This window comes from Candidatus Anoxymicrobium japonicum, assembly GCA_002843005.1.
Classification (GTDB): Bacteria; Actinomycetota; Geothermincolia; order Fen-727; family Anoxymicrobiaceae; genus Anoxymicrobium; species Anoxymicrobium japonicum.
Genome location: PHEX01000103.1, coordinates 1 through 3,506, shown reverse-complemented (window position 1 = coordinate 3,506; position 3,506 = coordinate 1). Strand labels below are relative to the sequence as shown.

Genomic DNA, 3,506 nt, shown 5'->3' with positions numbered 1-3,506 from the left:
CGGTGCCTGACCCCTACTCATCGCAAAGCACAGACATTCCTGTCTGTGACGTCACATTCTAAACTACTCTGGCGCGCTTGGAGGGATTCGAACCCCCGACACGTGGCTCCGGAGGCCACTGCTCTATCCACTGAGCTACAAGCGCGACGTCAGACATAGCTTCAATCAGAACGCAATCTGCAATACTCGAGATACCGCTCCCACTCCGGTAAAATCGTCCCCAGCGTCAGGCTTACGGCAACCGGCCCCCGTGGCGCCCCGGGCTTCCTTGCCAGCTTGAGACCGACCTCGCCGGGGAGCTTGTCCCGCTTCTTTCCGTTACACCTCCTGCAAGCCGCGACGACGTTCTCCCACGAATGCTCTCCGCCCCTGCTGCGCGGCGCCAGGTGATCCACCGTCTCGGCGTGCCCGCCGCAGTACTGGCACTTCCATCCATCCCTCGCGAATATGGCCCGGCTGGAAAGGTTCGCCCGCCCGTAATACGGCACCTTCACAAAATACTTGAGTCGCATGACTGACGGTATCGCTATCGCGAGCTTCTCCGAGCGCATCGCCACGCCATCCTGCTCCAGCGCCTCCGCCTTGCCCTTGAAAAGCAACACCACCGCCCTTCTCGCGCTTATCGCGCAGAGCGGTTCAAACGTAGCGTTGAGAAGCAGTACATTTTTCATCTCAAGCACGTCTCCAAAAAAACCTTAAACCAAACTCCTGCACTGGATATAATACAACAAGGATGGGATCGCTGTTCAAAGGAGCGCGCGTGTCTAAAGTGCTGGTTATCGACGCGTCATACAAAAATGTGGCATCGGCGCTGGATACTGTTTTCGAGCAGTTCCCACTCGACGTGCGCGGCAAAAGCGTGCTGGTCAAGCCCAATATCCTTGGACCGTATCCACCCGAAAGACACGTGAACACTTCCCCCGCCGTGGTCGAGGCGGTAGTCAAGCGTCTTGTTTCGGCAGGTGGAAAAGTGACCGTCTCGGACAATCCCGGAGTTCTTGGTTACGGCGCCATCGAGGAAAGCGCGCGGGTCTCAGGAATACTGGACGCTTCCATGGGCACTTTCTCGAACATGGCAACCGAAGTAAAACTCGTGAAGCTTCCCGGAAAAAACATAGAAGTGAACGTCTCTAGAGAAGCCCTCGAGTCCGACGTGTTGGTTTCACTTCCGAAATTCAAGACGCACCTGCTGACCGGCCTCACCGGCGCCATCAAGAACAGTTTCGGTTTTGTGGTCGGCGGCGAAAAAACAATGCTCCACCGGCGCTTTCCGGGCATGCGCGTCTTTTCCGAGATGCTGGTCAACATCTACCGGCTCAAGGTTCCAGACATCGTCATCATGGACGGCATCGTCGGGATGCAGGGCAACGGCCCCACGGGCAAGAGCCTCTACCCCGTGGGAAAAATACTCGCATCGGACAACGGCGTCGCGCTGGACGCTGTCATGGCTCACATGATGGGCATGAAACCGCACAAGAACGCGATGCTCGACTACGCGAATCAGCAGGGCCTGGGGGAAATAGACGTCTCTCGAATAGATATCTCAGGCGACGCCACCGTGCTCGATAATTTCCACCTGCCGATACTCATGAAGTCTGGAATGATTTCGACACGCTTGATCAACCCATTCTTTCCCAGGCGTGACCACCCTGTATTCGAGGTGGACAAGGAGTCGTGCACGGCGTGCGGCCGTTGCGGTGACCTGTGCCCCGGTGGCGCGATAACCAGCGGCGGAAAACCGCCCGGCTACGACTACTCGAAGTGCGTCTCGTGCTACTGCTGCATGGAACTTTGCCCCATGCAGGCAATCACTCTGCGCGACGGATTTCTCGCGCGCATCCATCGAAGGTTTTGGAAGTAAAGACACAAGCGTCTCAAGAAAGGAGTGCGCGAATGGACAACGGCGCCGCGAACATAACTTTTGACGACGTGATCACGGCTGAGGAAGGCTTGATGCGCGAGCGGTCAATAGCCGCGCTCGTGAAGCGTATGAGCCTCGGCGAGAAACTCCGGCAGATGGCCGGCAGCACGAGCCTGGCCGGCCTCGGCTTGATGGCTATCAACTATGGGAGCGCCACATGGAACTCAGGTAGAAACAAACGCCTGGGAATCCCTCCGATAAAGTTTACCGACGGTCCCCGTGGCATCTGCCTGAACCACTCCACCTGCTTTCCCGTGGCGATAGCCCGTGGCGCCACCTGGGACGAGGCGCTTGCCGAGCGGGTGGGCTCGGCCATGGGAATCGAGGCGCGGGCTCAGGGCGCCAACTTCTTCGGCGGCGTGTGCGTAAACGTGCCGAGGCACCCCGGCTGGGGACGGGCGCAAGAGACGTTCGGTGAGGATCCGCACCTGCTTGGAGTCATGGGCGTGGCAACCGTCAAAGGCGTACAGCGGCACGTGATGGCGTGCGTCAAGCACTTCGCGTGCAACAGCATGGAGGAGGCGCGCTTCTTCGTGGACGTGCGCGTCGATGAGCGTACGCTGCGGGAAATCTACCTCCCACACTTCAAGCGGTGCGTCGGCGCGGGCGCCGCCTCAATCATGAGCGCTTACAACCAGGTCAACGGCGAGTACTGCGGTCACAACACGCGCCTCCTGCGTGACATACTCAAGCGCGATTGGGGTTTCGACGGTTTTGTGATGTCCGACTTCACTCTGGGTTTGAGAGATGGAAGATTGGGCGCGCTGGCGGGCCTCGACATCGAGATGCCGTACAGGTGGCGCTACGGGCCGGGGTTCAAGCACAAGGTCAAGCGCGGCAAGGTGCCCGTAAGCGTCATTGACGAGTCTGTCACGCGAGTGCTGAGACAAAAGGCGCGTTTCTCCACAGTGGGCAAGCCGGGGTCGTACGACATTTCAACGGTCGCCGGCGCCGAGCACGCGAATCTCGCCCTTGAGGTCGCCAGGAAAGGGATCGTCCTGCTCAAGAACGAGGCTGGGGCTCTACCGCTTCAAAAACGTTCGATAAAAAAGCTGGCAATCATCGGCTCACTGGCGTCGAAAAAAAACATTGGCGACCACGGCAGCAGCAGGGTCAGGCCCCCGTACGTGGCAACCGCGCTCGATGGAATCAGGAACAGGGCCGCGGGCGACGTGGAGGTGATCTATGCAAGTGGCAGGAACCTCAACCGCGCTCGACTCGCCGCGCGAGACGCGGACGCTGTTGTGGTGGTCGCGGGTCTTACGCACAAGGATGAAGGCGAGTTCATGCCTGTGATCCATACTGGCGGCGACCGTGAGAACCTTCTTCTTCCCTTGAAGCAAGAAAGATTGATAAAAGCTGTCGCGGACGAGAACGGCAGGTGCGTCGTCGTGCTGGAAGGGGGCGGCGCTATCGTCACGACCCCGTGGCAAGACGAAGTGGAAGCGATTTTGATGGCATGGTATCCCGGCATGGAGGGCGGCAACGCCGTAGCCGATATCCTGTTTGGCGACGTCAACCCCGGAGGAAAGCTGCCGATGACTTTTCCGGCGTCAAACGAAGCGACCGCGCCGTTTCACAAGAA

At 59.0% G+C, this 3,506-nt stretch carries 3 protein-coding genes and 1 tRNA gene; 2 read left to right on the top strand and 2 right to left on the bottom strand.

Annotated elements, in window-relative coordinates; translation table 11 throughout:
• Positions 1 to 69: 69 nt before the first annotated feature.
• Positions 70 to 145 (bottom strand) — tRNA-Arg (locus CVT63_08065).
• A gap of 16 nt (positions 146 to 161) precedes the next feature.
• Entirely contained in the window at positions 162 to 680 is a 519-nt protein-coding gene (locus CVT63_08060; GenBank protein PKQ27428.1) for an HNH endonuclease, read from the bottom strand.
• Between the two features lie 53 nt (positions 681 to 733).
• Between CVT63_08060 and CVT63_08055 the strand changes: the two genes are divergently transcribed.
• Together CVT63_08055 and CVT63_08050 are read left to right on the top strand one after the other, a co-directional pair.
• Positions 734 to 1,861 carry a hypothetical protein gene (locus CVT63_08055; GenBank protein ID PKQ27427.1) on the top strand — a complete coding sequence of 376 codons (1,128 nt, stop codon included), beginning with the start codon at positions 734 to 736 and terminating at the stop codon, positions 1,859 to 1,861.
• A gap of 32 nt (positions 1,862 to 1,893) precedes the next feature.
• On the top strand, positions 1,894 to 3,506 hold a 1,613-nt coding region (locus CVT63_08050; GenBank protein ID PKQ27426.1), incomplete at its 3' end, for a glycosyl hydrolase.

What these genes read in the sequence shown, in the direction of transcription:
- CVT63_08055 (PKQ27427.1), top strand. Translation starts at nt 734, where the DNA reads ATGGGATCGCTGTTCAAAGGAGCGCGCGTGTCTAAAGTGCTGGTTATC.